This window comes from Thermovenabulum gondwanense (genome assembly GCF_001601575.1).
Taxonomy (GTDB): Bacteria; Bacillota; Thermosediminibacteria; order Thermosediminibacterales; family Thermosediminibacteraceae; genus Thermovenabulum; species Thermovenabulum gondwanense.
The window spans coordinates 121413-144758 of sequence record NZ_LOHZ01000015.1 but is presented as its reverse complement, the minus strand read 5'-3'; the positions used below and the strand labels follow the sequence as shown (position 1 = coordinate 144758).

Below are 23346 nucleotides of genomic sequence, written 5' to 3'. Positions count from 1 at the left end.
AATTAATTTAATATTTGTATTGATTTTTTTAATATTTATAGTATAATTATTTTTGGAGGTGGTAATTTGAGGGAAGTAATAGGTAAATGCCCCGTTTGCAATGAAGGGCTTGTAATAACAAAATTGTCCTGTCCGAATTGTCATACTCAAATAGAAGGTAAATTTACCCTGTGCAAATTCTGCTATCTTACCCAGGATCAAAAGAATTTTTTAGAGGCTTTTGTAAAATGCCGCGGAAACTTAAAAGAGCTGGAAAAAGAACTCAATATATCGTATCCCACAATAAAAAGCAGATTAGAGAACCTACGGTCTGCTTTAGGATTTAGGGAAGAGACCGATTTTGCTGATGAAAACTACATTGATAGCAGGGAAGTCCTCGAAAAGCTTTCAAAGGGAGAAATATCCGTTGAAGAAGCAAAAAAACTGTTACGAAAAATAAAACAATAGGGGGTTTTGTTTATGAATGATGAGAAAATAAAAATCCTTGAAATGCTGGAATCCGGAAAAATTTCTGCAAAAGAAGCGGCTGACCTTTTAGAAGCATTGGAAGAAAGAAAAACTATAGATATAAAAAGAGGAGATAAGCCCGCATGGCTTAGAATTAAAGTTTACGACGAAATAACTGGAAAATCAAAGGTAAATGTTAATCTACCCTATACGCTCATAAATTTTGCATTAAAATTTATCCCAAAAGAGCAGTTTAATAATGATAAGATCGACTTTGATGAAATTTTTAACGCCATTAAACAGGGAGCTCAAGGTAAACTAATTGATGTTGTTGACGATGAAAAGGGAGAACATATAGAAATATATATAGAATGATTTTAAACAAAACTCCTTCACCTTATTTCAGGCGAAGGAGCTTTTATATTATTTAAAATACTCGGGGTAAAGCTGCTTTAAATAATTTTGATCATATATAACCCTCGTAAGATGTTCTTCCATTAATTCCTCTGCTTTTTTTTCATTTCTTTCTTTAATTGCTTTTAAAATATTTTTATGGTCATTTACCGTCCTTTGCATGTCCATTACTGCAAAGTTTAGAATCCTAATCCTATCAAAGTGCGACATCATACTTCTAATGAGGTTAAAGGTTAATTCCTTTTTGCACGCTTTAAAAATTATCTCGTGAAACTTATTATCCAAAATTAGCAGCTCTTTATAATCTCTACGTTTTACTGCCAATTCCTGCAATCTAACATTATCTTCCAAAAACATCAAGTAATCTTCAGTAATTAATCCACATGCTAATTTTATTACAGCCTTTTCCAGAATGCTTCTGGCGAAACGAGATTCTTCTACCAAATCCAGGTCTATTTTGGAAATATATGTCCCTTTTTGAGGATATATTTCCACAAGAGATGCTTTGGATAATTCTATAAAGGCTTCTCTCACCGGCGTACGACTTACGTCCAGCAAAGATGCTATTTCACTTTCACTTACCTGCTGCCCCGGCTTCAAATTTAAATAAATTATGTTATGATTTAAAACCCTTATTACAAATTCTCGGGCATTTTCTTTTGGATACCTTTTAAGAATCTCCAACATTTTAGCCCTGCTTTCATAGGTTTTTATTAATCAAATATCTTTTTTCCTCCAGGTTTTCTCCAATGCCTCCCATAAACCCTGTAAATATACAGCCCCCAAGGCTCTATCGTATAGACCATAACCCGGACGTCCTGTTTCTCCCCATATCATTCTCCCGTGGTCCGGTCGGATGTATCCGGTAAACCCGCTTTCGTAAAAAGCTTTCATAATTTCAAACATATCAAACGACCCACACCTGGATAAATGAGCACTTTCATAGAAGTCTTTATCCGATTCAAACTTAAGATTTCTTACATGGGCAAAATGAACCCTGCCTTCCTTCACAAATTCCCTTATTATTGATGGAATATCATTTTCTCTATTTGCACCAAGAGAACCCGTACAAAGAGTTATTCCATTATAAGGACTATTATTTAACTCAAGGAATTTTCTTATATTGTTTCTATTAGTAATAACCCTGGGTAGGCCAAAAATCGGCCATGGAGGATCATCCGGATGTATTGCCATTTTTATATCGTACTTTTCCGCATAGGGAATTATAACATCCAAAAAATATTTCATATTGCTCCAGTATTGCTCCTCGTTAATATTTTTGTACTTCTCCAAGGTCTCCGAAATCTCTTTTAATCTTTCCGGCTCCCACCCGGGTAATTCCACTTCTTCTGAGTGTTCAGTAAATCTTTCAGCAAAGTTTTTAGGTTGTATTTTTAACACTACATCATGTTTATAAGCCATAGTTTTAGAGCCATCTTCTAAAACCCTCTCAAGTTCCGTCCTTAACCAATCAAAAACCGGCATAAAATTATAACATATAACTTTTACTCCAATTTCTGATAGATTTTTCATCGTTATTATGTAATTTTCAATATATCTATCCCTGTCTTTTTCTCCTAATTTAATGCTTTCATGAACATTTACGCTTTCTATTACTTCCAAACTGAGCCCATATTTTTCCACTTCTTCCTTCAGAGCTTTTACTCTTTCTTTGGGCCAAACTTCCCCTACCGGAATATCCATCAATGTTGCTACAACACCCGTTACCCCCGGAATTTGTCGAATGTACTCAAGGGGAATTTTATCAAATCCCTTTCCGAACCATCTAAATGCCATTTTCATTGGTCATTTCCCTCCAATTCGGTAAATTCTTTTAGCGTCCTCCTTACAGCGCCAACTCCACTAACTAATTTTTCAAATATTTGCTCTACTTTTGAAGCCATACCATAGTCATAAAGATTTATTCCGAAAATTTTCTCATCGGATAATATCGGTTGTAAAATTTCTGTAAAAGGCCCTTTTTCCCCAAGAGAAATTTTCTTCATATGCCTTTGCAATTCGGTAAGCATGGGGTCGGGGCTTGGAATAAATTCTTTCCCTTCGTCATCTATACCCATTAAATATCTAAGCCAGCCAGCAAAAAATAGAGGAATGTAGGTTAAACTCTTTAAATCCTTATTTAAACGAACGTAAGCTTTCAAAGTTTCTCCAAAGCGCACCGGTATTTTTTGAGATGTATCACAGGCTATCCTTTGAGGAGTATCAGGTACAAAGGGATTGGGCAATCTTTTTTCAATAACTTCCTTTATAAAGTCCCCGGGGTTAATAATTCCCGGATCTATCACCGTCGGAAGGCCTTCTTCATAGCCAATTTTTTCTACAAGTATCTTTAAATTTTCGTCTTGCATTTCCTCGTAAATAAATGAATAATTTAAGAGACATCCGAAAATTGCTAAAACCGTATGAAGAGGATTAAGGCATGTACAGACCTTCATTTTTTCTGCTTTTTCTACCGTTTCCCTATCGGTGAAAAATACTCCCACTTCTTCTAAGGGTGGTCTTCCATTAGGAAAATTATCTTCAATGACAAGATATTCAGTTGGTTCAGCATTTACAAAACAGGAAACATACGTATTTTTACTGGTTTTATAAATTTCTATATCTTCCAATCCATCGGCTTTAAGTAAATCCATGACTTTTTCCGAGGGTCGCGGTGTTATCTTATCGATCATACTCCAGGGAAAGGATACCGTCTTTGAGTCACATAAATAATCTATAAAACCTTTTTCTATCTTTCCTTTTTCCATCCATTTTTCAGCGAAAAACTTCACTGCCTCATGAAGTTTTGTTCCGTTATGGGCAATATTATCCATACTTACCAGTGCTATAGGCAATTCACCGGCTAAATATCTTTTATAGCATAAATAAGCTATGGTCCCCATTACACTTTTAGGTTTTTCAGGAAAATTTTCTATATCGCCTAGTACGTCTTGAAAATACTCTCCTTTTGCATTTTTTAATGCATAACCCTTTTCCGTAATTGTAAAGGATGCTATCTGCAAGGAGGGAGATATAAAAATTCTTTCTATTTCATCCATGTTCTCCTTAACACTTAATGCACTTACTATGCTTGCAATTACGCTTTTTTCAATTTTCCCATCCTCTTTCAAAGTTACTAATATGCTTAAATTTTCATACGGCAAATATACCTTTTTTATTACTTCATCATCATATGGAGCACAGGCTATGATACCTTTATCGCTTAATCCTTTATTTAAAAGATTTTGCTGAAGGGAAGCCAAAAAAGCCCTGAATATATTTCCTGCGCCAAAATGAATCCATACGGGTTCTTTTAAAGTGTTTTCTCGTACCTTTTGCACATCAAATTGGGGTAGTTTATATCCTTTTTCTTCCCAAATTTCCCTTTTTTTAAGTGAATCAAGACTTAATCTCATGCTCAACACCCACTGCTTTAAGATTTTTTTAATTATTTTTACTAATATACTACCATGTAAGTATATTTTAGTCAATAAAAAAATAAGTAATAAATATTTCTTTTATTAAACCAACAAAAGTTTAATTCTTTATATTATAATATTGGAATAAGTTAAATAAAAGAGTAATAAATGACAAGGAGGATTTTCATGGATAATCCTATAATCAATACAAAAGAAGTTTTGAACAATAGAAAAAAAATTCAGGTATTGATTGCTTTATTTTCCGTATACCTTTTCTGGGGCGGAACTTACCTGGGAATAAAGTTCGCTATTGAAACAATCCCACCGTTTATAATGGCTGGAAGCCGATTTTTAGTGGCAGGCCTTATTTTATATTTCTGGTCACTTTTATCAGGTTATAAAAATCCTACGAAAAAACAGTGGTTCAGTGCGGGAATAATCGGTGCACAGCTTTTATTATTCGGAAATGGATTTGTTGTATTGGCCGAACAGCTTGTTCCATCAGGAATTGCTGCTACTATGATAGCAACCGTGCCCTTGTGGATTATTTTATTAGAATGGCTGTGGAAAAAGCAAAAAAGTCCAAACAAAGGCGTTATTCTGGGAATAATTTTGGGTTTTGCCGGTATTTTGCTTCTTGTGACAAACTCTTCGGGTACGCCAGATAAAAATAATGTTAACCCTGTTGGTGTAGCATTATTGTTGTTTGCTTCTTTTTCATGGTCCCTGGGTTCATTATCTTCAAGAACCGTAGATCAGCCTCGGTCCCCATTATTGTTTACTGCAATGCAGATGATTGTGGGTGGAATTCTACTTTTCCTGGGTTCATTATTAAAGGGCGAATGGGTTCACTTTAGCATCGTTAATTTGTCCTTACGGTCTTTTTTATCACTACTTTATTTAATAATTTTTGGTTCAATTGTAGCCTATAACGCGTATATGTGGCTCTTAAAAAATACTGATTCTGCACTGGTATCTACCTATGCTTTTGTAAATCCCATTGTAGCCGTATTTATTGGTTGGCTTATAGCTGGTGAACAACTTACAGTAAATATATTAATAGCCACAGTAATAATCATTTTAAGTGTTATTATAATTACCATATTTAGAAACCGTAATTAAAAAACATTATCCTTTGTATGTCTATTAATATAGCTCACAATATTTCTAAGTGTAGTATAGAGATAAATGTAATAAATACAAAAAACCCCTTATAAAGAGTATCTTTATAAGGGGTTTATATTCTATAAATTGGTATAAAATTGGTAGCCCTAAGGGGACTCGAACCCCTGTTTCCGCCGTGAGAGGGCAGACGGAAAAATTTGCTAATCCCATTCTTTCAACCCTTGAACTGTCTCGGTTTCAAGGGTTGTTTTTTGTCTGAAATTCAGGGTTTCCGGATTAACCCCTTTGTTTATTCTATTCGACACTTCTTATCAAATTCCTGCTCAAGTGGATGAGTTTTTTAAAAACGGCTTTATTTTTGAATCCTCATGTTTTTCCCCTATAACCCGTAATCCCTTCTTCCGTGCCAACTTCACGTATTCCTCTGCACTTATCTTCCCCCGAAGGAAAGCCTTATACAATCTTTGGGCCTCTTTCTCTTGGGAGGGGTCATATTTTTTAGCCTTTTTCCTGCACTCAGGCGAACAATACACTTGCCTATAGTCTTGCGTGGGGGACTCTGCCACAAAGAGACTTCCGCAAGTTTTACAGAACTGGGCCGGAATATCATTTTGCACGCAATACAGTATATCGGCCCATACGAGAGGGAGAATCCAGCGGCTTGAATAACGGTATCCGATAGAACGGCTGTAATTTTTGATAAAGAACAAATCTTTAATAACGTATGGCGTGCCTTCTATTTCGATTGGCCTAGTTATTGGCTTTTTGGGAGGCTTTGAATACGGAACTATCTCGGTTGAAAATTCTTTTTGCCGAATCATAAGACAATACCTCAAAAACTCCATTGAATCAGACACAAACATCCGGTAAGGCGAAAAGTCTATATCCGAAGCGGGTAAAATATAGTCCCCTCTATCATGGGCGGTATTGCTTGCGAATAGCAAGAAACGCTTTTTCGGTGAAAGTTTAGAATATTTCTCGTGTAATTCTTTAGGTGCATTTTCAGGGAGAAAAGGGACTTTCTTATTGACCGGTGCTTGTAACCACAATTTAATTGCCTTCCGGATAGCTTGGATTTCCGCCTTATAACTTTCTTCCGCCGTTTTTCCTTCAATCTCAACCGGTGGGCCTAAAACCTCAAGGCCTATTTCCTCACCAATCAATCCACTGACAAACTCTTGGGGCGTTGCACTTTGCAGGAGCATTGCTGTGAGGTCTAATAGGTGCAATTTCAAAATTGAACTCCCTGTAGTAATAATTTCCGTGCCTTCTATGCTGTCCATCCCTTCCAAATCTTCAACAACGAAAAAAGCCTTCCTGCTTTTCTTCTCCAACGGCAAATAAATACTAAATTTTTTTCCAGAAACGTAAGTAGTAGACATAAAATTTTCAATCCTTTCTGACATTGATTCTTTTAGCTTTTCTTTATTGTCCAGAAAGTGCTATCATTTGCATTTTATATCAAACCTTTGATAAAGTCAAGAAGGGGAGGTGGAAATCGGCAATGGTAAGCAATTTGCGACTACTTCGAACCCGAAAAGGCCTGACTATTCGGGAAGTCTCCAAAATGCTTGGGATACCGGAAACCGAGCTATGTCGAATTGAAAAGGGGCAAGCCTATATTCCCCCAAAATGGAGACCAAAAATTGCTGACTTCTTCGGCGTCCCAATCTCCGAAATCTGCGATATTACTACCGGCTGGCCTGTCTTGGTAGACATAAAAATGCCGAAGCTCGTAAGGAAAAACATCTCCAAATAAAAAAAAGCCCTGAGAAGGGCTGTAAACGGAGGCGATATGATGGTCTTCAAGGTAGCTACGCCACAAGGAATTAAACGCATTGGCGAAGTTAAAGGGAACACCCTCATTAAACACGTCCAACGTTCAAAACATTTCCACCGCCGTTTCAAAGCATGGGGGATTCAAGCCGAGGCCATCCCTCGCCTTGAACGGCTGAGAGTGAAGCATATTTGCCTTGAGGTGCAGGATACCGGAGAAATTTTAATCGTGCCTCTCGAGGTTTTAAAGGCCCATGGATTCGCCTTTGACTTCGGCCATGGAAAGCAAATATTCTTGCGAGAAGAATACTGGAAAACCATCAATAACCGGCAATTGAGTTTATTTTAAGGATTGTGTAAGTAACTCGGAATACTAAAATATCAATTTCGATTTTAACACAAAAAAAACAAAGCAATCAAGAGAACAACTCTTTGGGCGTTCTATTTAGACGGAAATTTCTCGTAGGAGGAGAGCAAATGCCTATTACTGAATCTTCTCTGGTTAATTTCGCTTTGGAATACGCAAATATGGGGATGAAGGTAATTCCCATACCTTTGAAACAGAAAGCCCCTCTCATGAAAGAATGGCAAAAGCTACGTCTCACGGAGGAAGAAATCAGGCAACTATTCTCAAAGCCCTCGAACATCGGCATATTGCTCGGCGAACCTTCCGGTTGGCTAGTGGACATTGACCTCGACGACCCATTGGCCGTAAAACTGGCCCCTTACTTCCTGCCATTCACCGAAGCAGTCTTCGGCCGGGATTCAAAGCCTTGTTCTCATTGGTTGTATATCTGCTTTGGTGCAAAGACGACAAAATGGCAAGGCATTGATGGAGAAATGATTGTGGAGTTACGTTCTACCGGTTGCCAAACAGTATTTCCGCCTTCAATCCACCCCTCTGGCGAAACTATCACGTGGTATAAGGAAGGGCGACCCATCCAAATAAGCAGGGATGAACTTGAAAAGGCTTGTTCAAGGCTTGCAAGTGCTGTTTTGCTTGCCAAATATTGGCCCTCTCAAGGCACAAGACAGGATACGGCTTTGGCCCTTGCAGGTGGCCTGATTCGCCTCGGATTTAACGAAGAAGAAGCGGAAAGATTCATTGAGGCTGTAACCGTAGGAGCTGGAGACGAGGAAAGCAAGTCGAGGGTTAGGACGGTGCTTTACACTGCGAGAAAAGCAGGGAGCTCACCAACAACCGGTTGGAAGCGATTGAGTGAACTCGTTGGCGAGGAAGTAGTCTCCAAAGTCCTGGCATGGCTCGGATGGAAGAAGCAGGAGGAAGTTTTTGAAGACCCTCCAAAGAAGGAGAAAGAAAGGGAATCTCAGGCCCAAAGCCTTGTTAACCTTGCCTTATCCTCCGGCGTGGAACTCTTCCATACCCCCGACGGCAACGCTTATGCTACCGTGCCGGTTAATGGCCATAAGGAAACTTGGCCCGTATCCTCAAGGGGGAGCGGGCCTTTCCGGAACTGGCTAAGGAGGATATTCTTCGAGAAACACGGCAAGCCCCCCGGAAGTCAAGCCCTGCAAGACGCAATAGGAGTGTTAGAGGCAAAAGCTCAATTCGATGGCCCCGAATATCCGGTTTTCACGAGGATTGCGGAACATGACGGCAAAATATACATTGACCTTGCCAATGACACTTGGGAAGCGGTAGAAATATCACCGGTGGGCTGGAGGGTAATAAGCGACTGCCCGGTAAAATTCCGGCGTTCTAAAGGCATGTTGCCACTTCCCCACCCCGAAAGCGGAGGGCGTTTAGAAGAACTAAAACGGTTTCTGAACATCCCCGATGAGGATTCTTGGCGGTTGATGGTGGCGTGGCTTTTGGCGTCCTTGCGTCCAAAAGGGCCTTACCCTGTGTTGTTATTGCAGGGCGAGCAAGGGAGTGCAAAGTCAACCACGTCGAAGGCACTACGGGCATTAATAGACCCGAATACTGCCCCCTTGAGGACATGCCCAAAGGACGAACGGGATTTAATGATAACGGCAACGAATTCATGGGCCGTTAGCTTTGATAATTTAAGCGGTATTCCTGTATGGCTGTCTGACGCACTTTGTCGCCTTGCAACCGGTGGAGGATTCTCGACAAGGACGCTTTACGAAAACGACGAAGAAACTATATTCTCGGCCTGCCGTCCCATCATCGCCAACGGCATTGATGAGATAGCCTCAAGGCATGACCTTTTAGACAGGGCCATAATCATTCACTTACCACCCATACCGGAGGAAAATCGAAAGGACGAGGCCCAATTTTGGGCCGAATTCGAGAAAGCAAGGCCCAAAATTTTTGGGGCACTTCTCGACGCTGTTAGTGCAGGACTACGGAATATTGATAGTGTTCACCTCGACAAATTACCGAGAATGGCTGACTTTGCGAAATGGATAACCGCCTGTGAGGAAGCATTACCTTGGCCCTCGGGTGGATTTATGGAAGCGTATATGGGCAACCGAGAAGAAGCAATAGAGGTGGCCCTTGAGGGTGACATTGTGGCGGTGGCGGTAAAGAACTTACTCGAGGAAAGAGAAATATGGGAAGGCACGGCAAGTGAACTTTTAGAAGCGTTAGAAGTGTTTATTGACGATACAACGAAAAGAAGCGTCGCTTGGCCGAAGAACCCTAGGAATTTAGGGAATAGGTTGCGTAGGGTTGCGACATTTTTGAGGCAGGCTGGCATTGAAGTGGAGTTTTTACGAGAGGGACACGACCGACGGAGATTAATTAGATTAAAGAGGGAAAACGTTGTCCGCAATGTCCGCAACGTCCGCAATGACCTTCAAAGCTTTGAAAATACTGGGCTTGAGGTGCGGACGATATGCGGACAACGTGCGGACAATGCGGACGAAGTGCGGACAAAAAACGAAAATTCGTTGTCCGCAACGGAAACCTTGAAAGACAAGGGATTGATGGATGCATACAACAAAGCGGACAATGCGGACGATAAAATCCCCATTCAATCTAATGACATGCAAAACCACCTTTGGGATATTCTCCTTAAACTTGCAAAAGAGAACCACCCCGGAGCGTACGAACCGCTAAAGACCCTCCGCATAGCTGGAGTGACGTTGAGGAAATCGGGAAAAGGTTGGGGATTCAAAGCTAAAATAGGCGACCTATTTAACACAAAGCAAGACTTTGACGACTGGATTAGGCAGTATGTCACACCGCATAAACAGGCAATTAAAGACTTATTCGATAAGCTGGAAGAAGAAATAAATAATGTTAACTCCACTCCGGAGGTATGGGAATTATGATAACTCCTGAGGCCATCGTCGAGGAACTGGAGAGAAAGGGTGTAAAAATCACCGTCGCCGGGGACAAGCTACGGCTTGAGGCCCCGGCTGGCGTCCTCACTCCATCGCTGAAGGAACTCATAGCACGCAATAAGGCCCAAATCATCGAATGGCTAATGAATCCTACTACCGATTGCGGTGGCAAGGTGGTAAGGCTGTACCGTGCAAGACCGGAGTGCATGAAAGCCGGATACTGCTTGCGGTTTACGAATGATTGTGGCCTATTTCCTCTTACTTGGCGGTGGGGATGGTGCAGGGAAAGGGTAAGTATGGCAAGGCCCCAGAGAAAAGCACGGGGAGGGTAAGAAATTTTCACCCTTTACCCTGCTGACCCGCCGGGCCCTCGCTTGCGTGAAAAAATCCCTTATGAAAGTTAGGGTTGTCGGCATTACCGACGAGGCTTAAAAACGGAAACGGAAGTCAAATTTTTCGCTCTATCGCTAGGAAAATTTCAGGCGTCGCAAGACCCGTGTCTTTGCCCATCGTATAAGAACCTACCCTTGCTACCGGAGGGGATAGCAAATCTCTACGACGCCAAAGTGGAGACCGGCGAGCGGGGTAACGAAACCACGACCGCAAGTTTCACTGATTTTTTGGAATTTGCCACTTCTGCCTTGAATTTGCTTGCTTTCGCTGTTTTTTCACCCCTCCCCCCGGTGCTATAAAGACGGACACGCTGGAGACCGGGTGGGCCACCTCCAAAAACCCCGAAATGAACTTCTACACGAAGGGGGTTGAAAATGCTACGCACATTAAGGCCCATTGTTAAACGGATTGAGTATTACCTTTTCAATTACCCCACCTTGAAGGAGGAAATCGCAAAAGCGAAGGAAGACATATTTTCTCTCAAGGGCTACTGGCCCGACAGACCACCGGGGAAGAATCTTTCCAACCCTACCGAAAGGGCAGTAACTTTATACGAATCGAAGTATAGCGAAGCCGAAAAGTGGCTGGAGTGCATAGACAGGGCCTTGCGTATAGTAGAGGAAGAAGACCCTTCAAAGAAAAGACTGGCAGAACTGCGATATATAGAGGGCAAGAAGATTGAGGAAATAGCCGGGGAACTGCACATTGACCTTACGACCTGCTGGCGTTGGAGAGATGAATTTCTTACCCTTGTGGCCCTGCTTGCGGTAGAGGAAAGACTTATAAGCATTGAAAGGAGGCAGGAAACATGAGAAACCTACTTCAATTCGCTTTCTCGACCGCAAGGTATTCAATAGCACTTCTCAAATTCGGTGTTAGGATGTTGCAAAGGGCCTTTCGAGGTGATGAATATTGATACCTACCCACATTAAGCGTTTCTGCAAGGACGTATTAAGGCAATATCCCCTTATGAAGAAGGAACTTGCCACCCTTGAAGAAGAACGCAAGGCGGTTGCAGGTGCTATACCTTCTTCATGGCCTGCGGAAGTGAGAGTAAAGGCAATAGGCGACAGGACGGCCAATCAGGCTTTCCGGTTACTCAGGCTTGAAGAACGCTGGAGACAGGTTAAATTTTACGTTGAAGCGGTAGAAGATTTATTAGCATACCTCGACGAAGAAAAGCGAAAGCTTGTAGAAATGCACTTCTTCAATGAACTGCCACCGTGGAAAGTGGCTGAGGAACTCCACATTTGCGATAGGAAATTCTATCGCTTGCAGGCTGAAATTCTCGTGTTACTGGCCCATAGGCTGGGATTGTGACTCATTTTCCACCCCATGAACCGACTGCAAAATACTGCACTTACCAGAATTTGTATTGTCAAGGTTTGCTTATTCCCTTACACTGCGAACTTGTTAGGATTGCCTCTATGAATACGGAAACTTAACGCCATAGTGGTAGTATTCTCTGCTACTATGGAGCTGTTTATACCCAAAAGCGAAAGTTTATAGCCTTCTTTTGCGGATATGCTGTTAAGTTTAAACTTTGTCCTTACAAATGACTAGCGTCAACTTTAAGACTGCAATTGTAACTTTTACCGCATACCTTGACAATATCGGGACTGGATTACACATTGAACTGCAATATTTTGCAGTCGGATTGGGGACTGCAAATTTTTGCAGTTTGCCCTTTCCCCTTTGGCCTATCGCTTAAGATTGTGACCGGAATTGAATTCCGCACATAGAACCTTAACAACCTTAACACTCAGGCAGAGAACCTTAACAACCTTAACAGGAAAGGAAGCGTAACAACCGTAACACTGGCCTTATTAAGCGTAACAGTTTAACACGAACAAGGCGAACATTGGCAAAAATAAGGCGAACGTTGTCAACCGTGACATTGGCAGGGATTAGCTTGACACCTTGACAGAAAGGAGCACAAAAGGAGCGAAAAAGGAGCACATTTTTAGGGTATCCCCATTTTACGGATGCCTTCCTGCCTCGGGAAGTCATTTGCTAAGAAATACTAAGACTGCAAAGGGTATTCCAACTTGGAACATCCTTGTGGCTTAGTAAAACTTAGGATAAATGGGACAAAGCGGGACAAGATGAAACGATGGGACATTAGTCACTAGACTAAAAGCGGAAACTTGCGTCCGCATTGTCCGCAACGTCCGCACTCTTGCGTTGGGAAAGAAGGCAAAAGAAAGGCAAAAAGAAGGCAAAAGAGAGAAAAGCGAGAGAGAAAAGGGAGAGGAAATAACACCCTCAGGGGAAGGGTAGCAAAAGGGTTGCAAGAGGGTTGCAAAACGAACAAAACAGGCACAAAAGGGTAGCAAAACGACAGAGAAACGACAGAAAAACCGAAGCAAGAGAGAAGCAAAAGGGAAGCAATTGAAACGACCTCGGGAAACTCGAGGCCATAGTAACAGGCCCAAAATTGGACTCGTAGGGCCTTGCGTTAAAGGCACGAGGCTCATGGCTCGCTTGAGGAAAACGCAAAATATCGCAAAGATTCACACCCCATAAGGGCCTGTGGAAAACAAATGTAAAACTTAAGGAAGGCAAAAAGAAGGCAAAACAGAGGCAATTTGCGGTTTTTGCGAGGTTGAAGAAAGGCCATTGCCTAAACAAGTTTTAACATAGGCAAAAGCAGGATACCGAAACATAGCGAACAGAAGCATTGAATAAGGCCATTGATGACCTCCAAACAGCGTATAAAAAGCTTACAAAAAGCTGATTGATAGCGGAATACACGGGAACAGAAAACCCACGTAAAAACGGACATTTTCGGACGTTGTAAGTCAATTTAAGTCAATTTTTCAAGCGAACCTAACGAACCGAACCATAGATAAAAAAGGGCCGGGATGAATTATACCACCCCGGCACTTGACTTACACCAGCTTTCTCGGTGCTCTCTTGCCCATCTGCTGTAACTTCTGCACGGGAGAAGCCTTCTCGTGGATTTCCTTAATATCGTCCTGCGAAAGCCTGACGTAACGCCTTGTCATAGTCAAATCAGTATGACCTAAAATTCTTTGAAGGCTGAACGGGTCACCGCCTGCTTTGAGGAACTCGATGGCGAAAGTATGACGCAAACCGTAGGGAGTGACTTTTATTCCTGCTTTGTTGCAGTAATCCCTCATCCTTCTGTCCCAATGCTGGCGACAAAGCGGGAGACCGTTTTCTGTTGCAAATAAAGGCACATCATCATCCCACCAATCGGGGCGTAACTTTAAGAACCTTGCAAGCTGTTGAACGGTGAAAGGAGTAATTACAAGCGTGCGTCCTACCCTTGTCTTTGATACTTCGGGCCTTATCCGTATTTCTCTCGATTCAAGGTTTAAATCCGACACCTTGACTTGAAACAACTCTCCGGGCCTTGCTCCGGTATCTATCTGCACTAACATAAGGCAATAGTCCCTTAACCCTGCATAACTCTTTTTATTGGGCTGTTCGAGTAGCTTTTTAACTTCCTCCAGTGAAATATGCCTGATATTGTTTATATCTTCCTTGGCTTTCTTTATCCCTTCCGTTGGATTGGCTGGGAGATACCCTTGACTTACACACCACGAAAAGAAGGCCCTGAGGTATTTTAGGCGGGTGTTTCTTGTAGCAGGTGCGACTTCTTCGCTAAAGTATTTGAATATTGCTTTACGGAGGGAATTGTAATCGTGCACATCGGGGAATTTTTCAAGAAAACGGTTGATGTGATAAGTGTAGTCTTCGAGGGTGCGGGGTGCGAGTCCACTCGCTGACTTAAAAAGCAGGAATTCGTCCCTTGCTAACTGCAAATCCATGACTTTGGGGTTGAGTTTAGCAATTTTGGCCATGAAAAAACCCCCTTTCAGAGTTTCCGGACTCTTTGAGGGGGGTTAATCCGTAGAACCCTTGATTTATAAGCTTTGGTAGCCCTAAGGGGACTCGAACCCCTGTTTCCGCCGTGAGAGGGCGGCGTCCTGGACCGCTAGACGATAGGGCCATAAATGATTTGGCTGCGGGACTAGGATTCGAACCTAGACAGCATGATCCAGAGTCATGAGTGCTACCGTTACACCATCCCGCAGCATTGCAAAAAATATATTAGCACAATATTTATTTTAAGTCAATAGGTATCGTTTTATTCTGTGTTTTTATTCTATGATAATGTCATATTAAAATTTCTCTGTGAAAATGTCAATTTAACTATGTGAAATCTCCACCAGCCTGCAAAAGGAGCAAATTTCAGTTGTGGTTACCTGTCCGCAAATTTTGCATTCCTTTAAATCCAGTTCCTCTCTTACGTCCTGAAAATGTTTTCTGCCCTTTTCCAAAAAATTTATTAAAAACCTTTGCTTTGTGCCAGGGCTTTTCTCTTCCAATTTATTTAAAACTTCTTTGTATAAAATGGAACTTGCGCCGACCGCATGGGGACATTCATCGTGAATAAATTTTATCCCGTTAAATAAAATATACGACAAATTCTCCCGCTCGGTGAGGGTAAAAAGCGGCTTTACCTTTTTTACCAATTTTGGGTGAGTGCTGGGCAGCACCGGAGCCTGCCTTGCCAAGTAGCCTTCCTGCCAGTTTAAAGTATTTCCCAGCAAAGTTGCCGCTTCATCATCTAAATTATGTCCTGTCGCTACGGTAGTAAAACCACCATCCAAAGCAACTTTATTAAAGAGGTATCTTTTTATTGTACCGCATATGGAACACGGACTTCTTTTTAGTTTTTTTGAGATTTTTCCTATTTCCAATCCATACTCTTTTTTAATATTTTTTATTATTAACGGCAATTTTCTTTCTTCAGCATAATTCTCAACTATTTCCTGGGACCTGTTCGAGTAATCTCCAATACCCAAATTAATATACATAGCGGTTACATCATACCCGTTTTTATTCAGAACATCCCATAAAGCCATGCTGTCTTTTCCGCCGGAAACAACTACCAGGATCTTTTCTCCCTTTTTGAACATTTTTTCTCTCTTTATATTTTTATCGACCTGGTTGTAATAATAATGCAAAAAGCAGTTTTCACAGAAAGCAGCATTATGTCTTTCAATGTATATTACTGCCTTATCTTTGCATCTCCTGCATCGCATATTATTCCCCCTCATCATCCTCCCGATATAGCCGATAAAACTTCCACGGTGTCCTCATCTTTTATCAACTCATCGGGCGTTACCATTTTACCGTTTTTCAATACCACATGGGATTCTAAACTAAAATTCAATTCCTGGGCTAACTGTTTTACTGTTTTATTTCCTGACAATTCTATCTCTTTTTTAAAAGGCGTATAAAAAATAATTTTCATAGATGTTTAATTCCCCCTAAAAACCTTTTTGATATTCCCTGAAAGCTTTTTCTACTTCTCTCTGAGCATCTCTTCTTTTTATATCCTCCCTTTTGTCGTACAATGTCTTTCCTTTGGCAAGTGCCAACTCTACCTTTATTTTCCCTCTTTCGTTAACATATAATTTCAACGGGATAAGAGTAAGCCCCTTTTCCTTGACAAGTCCGTAAAGCCTCATTATTTCTCTTTTATGCATTAAAAGTTTCCTTGGCCTCAAAGGGTCCTTATTAAAAATATTGCCCTTTTCATAAGGGCTTACGTGCATATTGTATATAAAAATTTCTCCGTTTTCAACCCTCGCAAAGCTGTCCTTTAAATTTGCCTTCCCTTCCCTTATGGATTTAACCTCCGTACCCGCCAATGCAATTCCCGCTTCATAAGTTTCCAATATATGGTAATCATGATAAGCCTTTCTATTTGTCACCAGGTCCCTGTACGCCTTAGGCAAAAGTATTCCCCCTTTACAGCTCATTTTCAATGACATCCACCAGTGCAAAATCTATCTGTCTTTCCATCTTGTCCACTTTTATCACTCTTACCCTGACTTTATCTCCAATTTTAAATTCTCTTTTTGTCCTTTCTCCCCTTAATGTCAATGTCCTTTCATCAAATATATAATAATCATCCTCTAAATTGCTTACATGCACCAGTCCTTCCACGGTATTTTCCAATTCCACAAAAAATCCAAAAGATGTGGTGCTCGAAATTATCCCGTTAAACTCCTCCCCTATTCTATCTTCCATATATTCTACCATTTTCAGCTCAACCGTTTCCCTTTCCGCATCATCCGCAATTCTTTCCCTTTCGGAAGATAATTTTGCTACCTTGCCCAGAATTTTACTTAATTGTTCCTGCCTTTTCTCGGTAATACCGCCTTCCAGCTGTTCCCTTAAAATTCTGTGAATTATTAGGTCCGGATACCTTCTAATGGGAGATGTGAAATGTGTATAAAAACTGGTTGCAAGGCCAAAATGGCCAACATTTTCATCACTGTAACGGGCACGTTTTAAAGATCTTAAAAGTACTGTATTCACTACCTTCTCTTCCGGTTTACCTTTTACTTCCTCCAGAACCCTTTGCAGCGCTTTGGGTTTAAGATTTCTAATACCCTTTATTTTATAACCAAGATGATCGAGAAACTCCTGAAGAGAAAAAATTTTTTCCATATCCGGAACCTCGTGAATTCTATAAACGAAAGGTATCTTGAGCCAGAATATATGTTCTGCTATTACTTCATTTGCCGCCAGCATAAATTCTTCTATCATTTTGTGAGAGGTTCTTCTTTCTTCTCTAACAATAGCAACCGGTTTTCCGTTTTCGTCTAATTTAACCTTGGCTTCTTCTAAATTGAAATCAAGGCTGCCCCTATCAAATCTCTTTTTATTTAAAATTGCGGCAAGCTCCGCCATTAATTTGAAATCCTCTACCAGATATTCATATCTTTTAATTACTTCTTCATCCTGGTCCTCCAGTATTCTATTTACCTCGTCGTAGGTCATCCTTTCACAGCTTCTAATTACACTTGGGGTTATATTGTATTTTTTTACTTCTCCCTTTTCATCAAAGTCAATTATAACACTGATTGTTAATCTGTCCACTTTTGGATTTAGACTGCAAATACCGTTGGAAAGCTTGGGAGGTAGCATGGGAATTACCCTGTCCACCAGATATACGCTGCAGCCTCTTTTCATGGCCTCGATATCAAGAGGGGTCTTTTCTTTTACATAGTAACTGACATCGGCAATATGAACTCCCAGCCTGTAACCTCCGGGAATCCTTTCCACGGAAACTGCATCGTCAAAATCCTTGGCATCCTCCCCATCTATGGTTACTATCTTATGTCCCCTTAAATCCAGCCTGCCCTTTATATCTTCTTCAGTGACATAATCGGGAATACTCTCAATCTGCTTTAATACCTTTTTGGGAAATTCTAAAGGTAAATCGTATTTTTTTATTATTGAAAGAATATCCACACCTTTTTCTTCTGCGTAGCCGAGCACCTCGACGATACTTCCTTCAGGATTTCTCCTTCCTTCAGGCCATTTGGTGAGGCTCACCACTACCTTTTGCCCGGATTTAGCACCCTTTAACTCATCTTTTGGAATTATTACATCGTAAAAAAATCTTTTATCATCGGGAGACACATAGGCCACATGCTTTTGTATTTCTAAGGTTCCGACGATCTTTTTATTTGCTCTTTTTAAAATTCTTATTACTTCCCCTTCCATGCGTCCCCCGGCAGGTTTATATGTGGGCCTAACTATTACCCTGTCGTTATGGGTAGCACCGTGCAGATTCTCAAGGCTAATATATATATCTTCCTTTTCTGGGTCATCAGGAATTAAAAAGGCATACCCTCCCCGATGTCCCTCAAGTCTACCCACAACGAGGTTCATCCTTTCGGGAAGGCCGTATTTACCCCTTCTATTTTTTACCACAAGCCCCTCTTTCTCCATGTACATCAAGGTTTTGAGAAATATATCCGCTTCTTTCATTTCAAGACCTAAGCTGTGCAATAGTTCCGCTTCAGACATCGGTTTGTATTCCATTTTTTTCATTAGTTCCAGGATTTTTTCCTGAAGGTTCATTTATCATGCCTCCCCGTAAATATAAATATTAAAGTCCCAGTTCTTGATGGATTTCCTTCATTGCCTCCAGAGCAAGAGTTATGAATTCTTCCAGCGAAAGATTAATTTCTTTACATGCTAAAATTTTTTCTCTACTGGCACCTTTAGCGAAAGTCTTTTCGTAAAATCTATTAATTACAAATTGTGTATCAATTGACGCAAGCTTTTTATCCGGATGAATTAAAGCACTTGCAACAATGAGGCCGGTAATTGGATCTACAGCAAACATAGCTTTATCAAGTAAGGTTTCCCTTTTAATTCCGTGGTCTTCATTATGGGCTTCTATGGCGTGGGCTATTTCTTCCCCCAGTCCCCATTCCCTGGCCAGTTTTCCTCCAACAAGGCTGTGCTTTGACATATCATCCTTTACCATATCGTAATCCACATCGTGAAGTAATCCCGTTAAACCCCATTTATCCTCATCTTCACCGAAATGCCTTGCAAGCCTTCTCATTACTGCCTCTGCGGCAATCATATGTTTTACCAGGTTTTTGTTTGAGACCTTTTCTTTAACTATTTTTAACGCTTCTTCCCTTGTCAATTTCGGTCACTCCTTTTTATATTTTTACCAGATATATTTTCAATTATTGTACAAGTTTTGCCAGGATTTTTCAAGAAAAAGACTTATATCAATATTTTAATACCTATTGCTGCCAGTAAACCCATTAATCCCCCAAAATAAAAAGGGGCACTTGGTCCAAAAAGATTCCACAGCATCCCTGCTAAAAACGATGCCGGGAAAAGCCCAATTCCTACCAGTGTGGCATGTAACCCTATCATAGTACCCCTTACTTGCTCGGGTGCTACTTCCGAAATAAAGGCTTTTTCAACTCCTTCAGTAAATGCCATATAAAGTCCGTATATACCGAAAAGTACCCAAATGGTAACCGGCATTTTTGCCAATGCAAATCCAAAATAAACTATTCCATAAGCTAAATATCCCATTACTATCATACGTTTTCTTCCTATTTTGTCGGAAATTATCCCCGCCGGGTAAGAAAGAATATCGTAAACTATATTGTAAATCAGATATAGTAATATCACTGTTTTATCGTTAAACCCCACATTTTTTGCCTTCAAAAGCAAAAACTGGTTGGATGAATTGCCCAGTGTGAAAATAAACATGATTATCAAGAACATTTTCAATCTGTTATCTAATTTATTCCACTCAAGGGATAATTTTTTCGATTTCATCCCTCTTTCTCCCTTTTCTCGAATAAAAAATAAAGCCATTACCCCGAGAAGAGCGGGTATTAAAGATGCCAAAAAAATTTTATTATAATTTATACCGGGTGCACTTATTAAAATATAGGCTGTTAATACCCCTATTACCGCTCCCAGGGTATCCATTGCCCTGTGAAGTCCGAAGGCTTTACCGAGTTCCTCCTTTTTTGCCGATTCTGCGATTAAGGCATCTCTCGGGGCGGTTCTTATCCCCTTCCCAAATCTATCTAAAATCCTTGCCGTTAATACCATTGGCCAGGAAAATGATAAATAAAGGATTACCTTGCCGACGGTAGATATTCCGTAACCAGAAATGGCAAAAGCCTTTCTTTGCTTAACTTTATCCGAATAATACCCCGAAAAAACCTTAAGTAAACTGGCGATGCTTTCAGCAATTCCTTCTATAGTTCCTACGATTAACGGTGTGGCTCCCAATCGTGTGGTTAAATATATTGGAAGAAGAGGATATACCATTTCGGTGCTTATGTCCGTTAATAAACTGGTTAATCCGAGCACTATCACATTCCACATACTAAGCCATCCCTTCCCTTTGATATATCTTATTGGAAAATTCTTTCAAAGCATTTTCACATTCTTCTATAATTCTCAAAGCCGAATCCCTTTTAGGAGCATTGAAAAAATCTCTTTTATTGATTTTTTCATGCCACCTTTTTAATTTGTCAAGTTCCTCATCGTTTTCCTCTAACTCGGCAAACGTAAAATTTTCTCTTTCTGTCTCCTTTTGTATTTCTTTTAAAAAGTCCTCACATTTGTCAATGAGTTCCTGGTATTCCTCATCCCTTTGCTTATTAAAATTGGCTATAAGCATATTACTGTCTTTATCGGAAATATTATGTACTGTAAAAGCATAGGATTCTCCCCCGTTATTTCGAATATCCAGGGCAATTTGAAGAATTTCTTTTCCCGCTTCCTCAAAGTAAGGCATTATCGCCACCGACTGTTGAATATAAAAGGCTCCCATATCTTTAAGCTTTCGCCATACTTTTACCCTCTGGGTAGAAGGTTCTTTCGGGACCTTATAAACAAACAGTAACCACTCTTTTGTTTGATCTTCTTTCATCCATTCCCCTCCTTGTAAATATAATTTGCAACATTTGTTTTTAAATATTGTAACATTTGTTTCATTTTAATGCAACTTTTTTTTTTTACTTTTTTTCTTGCAGGAAAAAAAATACTGTAATAGAATATATATCAATATAACAGAATATATGAAAGGAGGGTTTTTCATGACATCTTTGAAACAGATTTATAAATGCGAAATATGCGGTAATATTGTGGAAGTAGTTCATACCGGTAAAGGACAGCTGGTTTGCTGCGGAAAGCCGATGAACCTTTTAGTTGAAAATACCGTGGACGCAAGCAAGGAAAAACACGTACCGGTCATAGAAAAAATCGAAGGTGGCTTTAAAGTAAAAGTTGGCAGTGTTCCACACCCTATGGAGGAAAAGCATTTCATAGAATGGATAGAGCTCATCACCGATAAAGGAATTTTAAGAGAATTTCTTGCACCGGGACAGGCTCCTGAAGCAGTTTTTTGCACCGATGCGGACAAAGTAACCGCAAGGGAATACTGCAATATCCATGGACTCTGGTCTGCAAAAAACGAAGAATAAAAAAGTGGGTTTTATAACCCACTTTTTTATTTCTTATTAATAGTTTTCAGCAAGCCTTTCGTAAAAAGCCCTGGGGTGATCACAGGCCGGGCACTTCTCCGGCGGTTCGGGACCTTCATGTATGTATCCGCAATTCCTGCAACGCCATTTAATTGGTGTTTCGTTTTTAAAAATGCTGCCTTCTTTTAACCTCTGCAGCAGTTTTCTGTACCTTTCCTCATGAGCCTTTTCCACTTCCGCAACTTTCTCAAAATGTTCAGCAATTTCAATAAACCCTTCTTCTCTGGCTACCTTTGCAAATTCCTTATACATACTTGTCCATTCGTAGTTTTCTCCGCCTGCAGCTTCTTCAAGATTTTTCTCCGTATCTTTAATTAACCCCAAATACTTCGCCCATACCTTTGCATGCTCTTTTTCGTTCTCGGCAGTTTCTAAAAATATAGAAGCAATTTGCTCGTATCCCTCTTTTTTAGCTACCGATGCAAAATAGGTGTACTTGTTCCTTGCCTGGGATTCTCCGGCAAAGGCTTCCAGTAAATTTTTCTCAGTCCTTGAACCTTTTAATTCCATTTTATCCCTCCTTATTACTTTCTTATTTCATATATTTACATATATCGATAAAAATGTCAATTCGTGCATTGTTAAAAATTAATCTTTATTTGCAAAAAACTTCAATATCTCCATCGGTAATGGGAAAATGATAGTGGAATTCTTTTCTACAGCAATTTCAGAAAGGGTTTGCAATTGTCTTAGCTGTAAAGCTCCGTAATTTTGTGCAATGATCTTTGCGGCTTCCGATAACTTTTCTGCAGCCTGGAGTTCCCCTTCCGCCCTAATGATTTTAGCCCTTCTTTCCCTTTCCGCCTCGGCCTGCTTTGCCATAGCGCGTTTCATTTCTTCCGGCAATTCAATGGATTTTATTTCCGTTGCGGTTACTTTTACGCCCCAGGGATCCGTAGCTCTATCCAGCTCCTCTCTCAACATTTCATTTAGTTCCTGCCTTTTTGCCAGTATTTCGTCTAAATCGTATTTCCCCAATATTGCTCTTAGAATCGTCTGGGCAAGTAAACTGGTAGCATTGAAGTAATTTTGTACTTTTAATACTGCAAGTTCAGGTTGAAATACGTTAAAATAAACTACCGCATCGATATTTACGGGTATATTGTCCTTTGTTATAATCTCCTGTCTTGGAACATCAATCGTAGCTGTCCTTAAATCTACTATAAGCATCCTGTCAATCCCAAATGGCATAATTACATTAATGCCCGGTCCAACAACATATGCAAATTTTCCAAATCTCAGTAAAACCCCTCTTTGATATTCATTAACAATTTTAACGGTATTTGCCATTAACGAAATCAATATAAAAAACAATATTATTGAAAACACCAGGTTCCCTGCAAAAATTGAAGCACCAAGAATAACTGCCGAGACTGCAGAGGTTAAAACTATTACTGAAGTTCTTTTAGAATTTAGTGAAAATAAAACCCATGCAACACAAAAAAGTGCTTGAATTATTATTACAATAAAGTTAACGGTATTTAGAAACGCCCAGATATTAAGCACCATCTCTCGCACACCTCCATCCTTTAAACTTAATATACACCATTTTGCCAATTATTTCAAACTATTTTTCCTATTGCCCTTTGATTTCATTATTATAGTACACATCTTAAATATTTTTA

At 40.2% G+C, this 23346-nt stretch carries 25 protein-coding genes, 2 tRNA genes and 1 pseudogene; 12 read left to right on the top strand and 16 right to left on the bottom strand.

Features of this window, described 5'->3' with window-relative positions; translation table 11 throughout:
• Positions 1-66: 66 nt before the first annotated feature.
• Together ATZ99_RS00985 and ATZ99_RS00980 are read left to right on the top strand one after the other, a co-directional pair.
• The gene (locus ATZ99_RS00985) at positions 67-447 is read left to right on the top strand and encodes a DUF2089 domain-containing protein (protein WP_068747379.1); all 381 of its coding nucleotides are present in this window, start codon (positions 67-69) and stop codon (positions 445-447) included.
• Between the two features lie 12 nt (positions 448-459).
• On the top strand, positions 460-822 hold the full coding sequence (locus ATZ99_RS00980) for an SHOCT-like domain-containing protein (protein WP_068747378.1): 363 nt from the start codon (positions 460-462) through the stop codon (positions 820-822).
• A 48-nt stretch (positions 823-870) separates the two neighbouring features.
• Here the strand turns inward: ATZ99_RS00980 and ATZ99_RS00975 are convergent, their stop codons facing one another.
• From ATZ99_RS00975 to ATZ99_RS00965, 3 genes are read right to left on the bottom strand one after another with little or no spacing between them, the layout of a single operon-like run.
• Positions 871-1548, bottom strand: a complete 678-nt coding sequence (locus ATZ99_RS00975; protein ID WP_068747377.1) for a GntR family transcriptional regulator — start codon at positions 1546-1548, stop codon at positions 871-873.
• Positions 1549-1578: 30 nt separating this feature from the next.
• The gene (gene uxuA, locus ATZ99_RS00970) at positions 1579-2664 is read right to left on the bottom strand and encodes a mannonate dehydratase (protein ID WP_068747376.1); all 1086 of its coding nucleotides are present in this window, start codon (positions 2662-2664) and stop codon (positions 1579-1581) included.
• Entirely contained in the window at positions 2661-4277 is a 1617-nt protein-coding gene (locus ATZ99_RS00965; RefSeq protein WP_068747375.1) for a mannitol dehydrogenase family protein, read from the bottom strand. The genes uxuA and ATZ99_RS00965 overlap by 4 nt, the downstream gene beginning before the upstream one ends.
• Before the next feature lie 189 nt (positions 4278-4466).
• Between ATZ99_RS00965 and yedA the strand changes: the two genes are divergently transcribed.
• Positions 4467-5402, top strand: a complete 936-nt coding sequence (gene yedA, locus ATZ99_RS00960) for a drug/metabolite exporter YedA (RefSeq protein WP_083947279.1) — start codon at positions 4467-4469, stop codon at positions 5400-5402.
• Positions 5403-5728: 326 nt separating this feature from the next.
• On the opposite strand, the gene ATZ99_RS00955 is transcribed toward yedA, so the two are convergent.
• Positions 5729-6787, bottom strand: coding sequence for a hypothetical protein (locus tag ATZ99_RS00955; protein WP_066353595.1), 1059 nt, complete (start codon positions 6785-6787; stop codon positions 5729-5731).
• A gap of 122 nt (positions 6788-6909) precedes the next feature.
• On the opposite strand from ATZ99_RS00955, the gene ATZ99_RS12350 reads away from it, so the two are divergent.
• From ATZ99_RS12350 to ATZ99_RS00925, 8 genes and pseudogenes are all read left to right on the top strand, one after another.
• A complete protein-coding gene (locus tag ATZ99_RS12350) occupies positions 6910-7164 on the top strand; it encodes a helix-turn-helix domain-containing protein (RefSeq protein WP_068747374.1) in 255 nt (84 codons plus the stop codon).
• 36 nt (positions 7165-7200) lie between these two features.
• Positions 7201-7530, top strand: a complete 330-nt coding sequence (locus tag ATZ99_RS00945) for a hypothetical protein (protein ID WP_157074678.1) — start codon at positions 7201-7203, stop codon at positions 7528-7530.
• Positions 7531-7658: 128 nt separating this feature from the next.
• Positions 7659-8114: pseudogene (locus tag ATZ99_RS12345) on the top strand (bifunctional DNA primase/polymerase); the annotation flags it as partial.
• A 358-nt stretch (positions 8115-8472) separates the two neighbouring features.
• Positions 8473-8664: a hypothetical protein gene (locus ATZ99_RS12075; protein ID WP_245641266.1), complete on the top strand. Its 192-nt coding sequence runs from the start codon at positions 8473-8475 to the stop codon at positions 8662-8664.
• Between the two features lie 65 nt (positions 8665-8729).
• A complete protein-coding gene (locus ATZ99_RS12070; protein ID WP_245641265.1) occupies positions 8730-10442 on the top strand; it encodes a hypothetical protein in 1713 nt (570 codons plus the stop codon).
• Positions 10439-10786 carry a TubC N-terminal docking domain-related protein gene (locus ATZ99_RS00935; protein WP_066353591.1) on the top strand — a complete coding sequence of 116 codons (348 nt, stop codon included), beginning with the start codon at positions 10439-10441 and terminating at the stop codon, positions 10784-10786. Before ATZ99_RS12070 ends, ATZ99_RS00935 begins: the two co-directional genes overlap by 4 nt.
• Before the next feature lie 435 nt (positions 10787-11221).
• On the top strand, positions 11222-11659 hold the full coding sequence (locus ATZ99_RS00930; protein WP_066353589.1) for a hypothetical protein: 438 nt from the start codon (positions 11222-11224) through the stop codon (positions 11657-11659).
• Between the two features lie 100 nt (positions 11660-11759).
• Entirely contained in the window at positions 11760-12167 is a 408-nt protein-coding gene (locus ATZ99_RS00925) for a hypothetical protein (RefSeq protein ID WP_066353587.1), read from the top strand.
• Between the two features lie 1571 nt (positions 12168-13738).
• Here ATZ99_RS00925 and ATZ99_RS00920 read toward each other — a convergent pair.
• The 10 genes from ATZ99_RS00920 to ATZ99_RS00875 form a co-directional block, all read right to left on the bottom strand.
• Positions 13739-14524 carry a tyrosine-type recombinase/integrase gene (locus tag ATZ99_RS00920; protein WP_342669096.1) on the bottom strand — a complete coding sequence of 262 codons (786 nt, stop codon included), beginning with the start codon at positions 14522-14524 and terminating at the stop codon, positions 13739-13741.
• Positions 14525-14750: 226 nt separating this feature from the next.
• Positions 14751-14826 (bottom strand) — tRNA-Glu (locus ATZ99_RS00915).
• A 10-nt stretch (positions 14827-14836) separates the two neighbouring features.
• Positions 14837-14910, bottom strand: a tRNA-Gln gene (locus ATZ99_RS00910).
• Positions 14911-15025: 115 nt separating this feature from the next.
• Positions 15026-15925 carry a PP-loop family protein gene (locus ATZ99_RS00905; RefSeq protein WP_068747373.1) on the bottom strand — a complete coding sequence of 300 codons (900 nt, stop codon included), beginning with the start codon at positions 15923-15925 and terminating at the stop codon, positions 15026-15028.
• 14 nt (positions 15926-15939) lie between these two features.
• On the bottom strand, positions 15940-16137 hold the full coding sequence (locus ATZ99_RS00900; RefSeq protein ID WP_068747372.1) for a MoaD/ThiS family protein: 198 nt from the start codon (positions 16135-16137) through the stop codon (positions 15940-15942).
• A gap of 16 nt (positions 16138-16153) precedes the next feature.
• Positions 16154-16624, bottom strand: a complete 471-nt coding sequence (gene smpB / locus ATZ99_RS00895) for an SsrA-binding protein SmpB (RefSeq protein WP_083947288.1) — start codon at positions 16622-16624, stop codon at positions 16154-16156.
• A gap of 13 nt (positions 16625-16637) precedes the next feature.
• A complete protein-coding gene (gene rnr / locus ATZ99_RS00890; protein WP_068747371.1) occupies positions 16638-18764 on the bottom strand; it encodes a ribonuclease R in 2127 nt (708 codons plus the stop codon).
• Between the two features lie 28 nt (positions 18765-18792).
• A complete protein-coding gene (locus tag ATZ99_RS00885; protein WP_068747370.1) occupies positions 18793-19344 on the bottom strand; it encodes an HD domain-containing protein in 552 nt (183 codons plus the stop codon).
• Between the two features lie 83 nt (positions 19345-19427).
• Entirely contained in the window at positions 19428-20558 is a 1131-nt protein-coding gene (locus ATZ99_RS00880) for an MFS transporter (RefSeq protein WP_068747369.1), read from the bottom strand.
• Between the two features lies 1 nt (position 20559).
• Positions 20560-21108 (bottom strand): Chromate resistance protein ChrB, encoded by a 549-nt coding sequence (locus tag ATZ99_RS00875; RefSeq protein ID WP_068747368.1) that lies wholly within the window; start codon positions 21106-21108, stop codon positions 20560-20562.
• A 166-nt stretch (positions 21109-21274) separates the two neighbouring features.
• On the opposite strand from ATZ99_RS00875, the gene ATZ99_RS00870 reads away from it, so the two are divergent.
• A complete protein-coding gene (locus ATZ99_RS00870; RefSeq protein WP_068747367.1) occupies positions 21275-21661 on the top strand; it encodes a desulfoferrodoxin in 387 nt (128 codons plus the stop codon).
• A gap of 36 nt (positions 21662-21697) precedes the next feature.
• Here ATZ99_RS00870 and rbr read toward each other — a convergent pair whose 3' ends face one another.
• Together rbr and ATZ99_RS00860 are read right to left on the bottom strand one after the other, a co-directional pair.
• Positions 21698-22231 (bottom strand): rubrerythrin, encoded by a 534-nt coding sequence (rbr, locus tag ATZ99_RS00865; protein WP_068747366.1) that lies wholly within the window; start codon positions 22229-22231, stop codon positions 21698-21700.
• 78 nt (positions 22232-22309) lie between these two features.
• Complete coding sequence (locus ATZ99_RS00860; RefSeq protein ID WP_068747365.1) at positions 22310-23230, bottom strand: slipin family protein; 921 nt, start codon at positions 23228-23230, stop codon at positions 22310-22312.
• Positions 23231-23346: the final 116 nt, after the last annotated feature.

What these genes read in the sequence shown, in the direction of transcription:
- ATZ99_RS00945 (WP_157074678.1), top strand. Translation starts at nt 7,201, where the DNA reads ATGATGGTCTTCAAGGTAGCTACGCCACAAGGAATTAAACGCATTGGC.
- rnr (WP_068747371.1), bottom strand. Translation starts at nt 18,764, where the DNA reads ATGAACCTTCAGGAAAAAATCCTGGAACTAATGAAAAAAATGGAATAC.
- rbr (WP_068747366.1), bottom strand. Translation starts at nt 22,231, where the DNA reads ATGGAATTAAAAGGTTCAAGGACTGAGAAAAATTTACTGGAAGCCTTT.
- ATZ99_RS00930 (WP_066353589.1), top strand. Translation starts at nt 11,222, where the DNA reads ATGCTACGCACATTAAGGCCCATTGTTAAACGGATTGAGTATTACCTT.
- ATZ99_RS00870 (WP_068747367.1), top strand. Translation starts at nt 21,275, where the DNA reads ATGACATCTTTGAAACAGATTTATAAATGCGAAATATGCGGTAATATT.
- ATZ99_RS00900 (WP_068747372.1), bottom strand. Translation starts at nt 16,137, where the DNA reads ATGAAAATTATTTTTTATACGCCTTTTAAAAAAGAGATAGAATTGTCA.
- ATZ99_RS00905 (WP_068747373.1), bottom strand. Translation starts at nt 15,925, where the DNA reads ATGCGATGCAGGAGATGCAAAGATAAGGCAGTAATATACATTGAAAGA.
- ATZ99_RS00980 (WP_068747378.1), top strand. Translation starts at nt 460, where the DNA reads ATGAATGATGAGAAAATAAAAATCCTTGAAATGCTGGAATCCGGAAAA.
- ATZ99_RS00975 (WP_068747377.1), bottom strand. Translation starts at nt 1,548, where the DNA reads ATGTTGGAGATTCTTAAAAGGTATCCAAAAGAAAATGCCCGAGAATTT.
- yedA (WP_083947279.1), top strand. Translation starts at nt 4,467, where the DNA reads ATGGATAATCCTATAATCAATACAAAAGAAGTTTTGAACAATAGAAAA.
- ATZ99_RS12350 (WP_068747374.1), top strand. Translation starts at nt 6,910, where the DNA reads ATGGTAAGCAATTTGCGACTACTTCGAACCCGAAAAGGCCTGACTATT.
- uxuA (WP_068747376.1), bottom strand. Translation starts at nt 2,664, where the DNA reads ATGAAAATGGCATTTAGATGGTTCGGAAAGGGATTTGATAAAATTCCC.
- ATZ99_RS00880 (WP_068747369.1), bottom strand. Translation starts at nt 20,558, where the DNA reads ATGTGGAATGTGATAGTGCTCGGATTAACCAGTTTATTAACGGACATA.
- ATZ99_RS00935 (WP_066353591.1), top strand. Translation starts at nt 10,439, where the DNA reads ATGATAACTCCTGAGGCCATCGTCGAGGAACTGGAGAGAAAGGGTGTA.
- ATZ99_RS00860 (WP_068747365.1), bottom strand. Translation starts at nt 23,230, where the DNA reads ATGGTGCTTAATATCTGGGCGTTTCTAAATACCGTTAACTTTATTGTA.
- ATZ99_RS00875 (WP_068747368.1), bottom strand. Translation starts at nt 21,108, where the DNA reads ATGAAAGAAGATCAAACAAAAGAGTGGTTACTGTTTGTTTATAAGGTC.
- ATZ99_RS00955 (WP_066353595.1), bottom strand. Translation starts at nt 6,787, where the DNA reads ATGTCTACTACTTACGTTTCTGGAAAAAAATTTAGTATTTATTTGCCG.
- ATZ99_RS00965 (WP_068747375.1), bottom strand. Translation starts at nt 4,277, where the DNA reads ATGAGATTAAGTCTTGATTCACTTAAAAAAAGGGAAATTTGGGAAGAA.